The sequence below is a fragment of the Geobacter argillaceus genome, from assembly GCF_007830735.1.
Lineage (GTDB): Bacteria > Desulfobacterota > Desulfuromonadia > Geobacterales > DSM-12255 > Geomobilibacter > Geomobilibacter argillaceus.
The window spans coordinates 1-1,196 of the sequence record NZ_VLLN01000068.1; the positions used below are offsets into that span (position 1 = coordinate 1).

At 47.2% G+C, this 1,196-nt stretch carries 1 protein-coding gene; it reads left to right on the forward strand.

Translation table 11 applies throughout. The features are described 5' to 3' along the window. The first annotated feature begins 298 nt into the window (after window positions 1-298). Window positions 299-556, forward strand: a complete 258-nt coding sequence (locus JN12_RS20360) for a hypothetical protein (RefSeq protein WP_145026390.1) — start codon at window positions 299-301, stop codon at window positions 554-556. The last annotated feature ends 640 nt before the right edge of the window (window positions 557-1,196 follow it).

The following is a 1,196-nucleotide window of genomic DNA, read 5'->3' on the forward strand; positions in this document are numbered from 1 at the left end:
GCAAATTGAAATCGGCGACATGAACAATTACGATATTTTTCAAAGAACTCATAATGTTACAGAAAACCAAACTCAATTATTCCGGACACCAGTGACTAAATATATTGTTTTTGCAGCCTTGCCAGCGGCAAGGGTCAACAGCCTGGCAATTTCGGACCAAGGGGAACCGTAACCAGGGGTGCCGGGGGATGATCCGGGGATATCATTCATTCCCCCCTCTCCTAGCCGGTTTTGAAGGTCATAAATTCTATAGTGGTCCGGTGCTGCCGCTCTAAAATCTATAGTTGGAAAGGTTCGCATGATGGAGAAAGATAATAATTTGTCAGCATCAGAAATTGATTTGGTGAGTAAAAACAAGAAGATGCAGGGGAAAATTCTTGCCAGACTTGCCAAAGAGGCAATTAAAATGATGAGGGCTGTTGAAGGGGGTCGATGCTCTCCCGGTAACGCCAAAGGCGACTGTTATGGCGGCCCCGGTGGCAAGGCTGGTACGTCTAAGCATTTGGTCGCAAGTTATTTCAGTATGTTACCTTCTTTTGCCGCTCTAGAATCATAGGGGCAGCGCTGAAGGTCATAAATCGATAGGGCACCAGTGAAAAAGAAAAACTTGAAAAAAAAGTCAAGGACTGATTGGGAGCGGGTTGACGCCATGAAAGACGAGGAAATCGACTATTCCGACATACCGGAACTGGGCGATAAATTTTTTGAAAAGGCTATCTTTGTTCCAGCCAAACGGCAGGTTCGCCGCTCATAAATCTATAGGGAGTGGTCTCCGGTTCCACCGAGTATTTTGTTGAGGGAAAAGCGGCGGTTGACGTTGTTTCGAGCGATTGTGCGACGGTTACGAGGGTGTCCTGAACTGTGGGCCAGACCGCTAGAAACTCTGGATCGGTGGGAGTCGCAAGGTGGGCCTCACCCTGCCTGGACATGCTGGTATCACTCCCCTCTCCTGGCCGGTTCTGAAGGTCATAAGTCGATAGCTGTTGAAAGGGGTCGATGCTCTCCCTTGTGAGGCGAAAGGCGACGGTTGACATTCCGCGTGGGCGGAAGCTGGAAAAGCTTTTCTGTATAGATTCCGGAGAATGGATTTCATACGGAAAATCACTGGTGTCCGGAATAATTGAGTTTGGTTTTCTGTAACATTATGAGTTCTTTGAAAAATATCGTAATTGTTCATGTCGCCGATTTCAATTTGC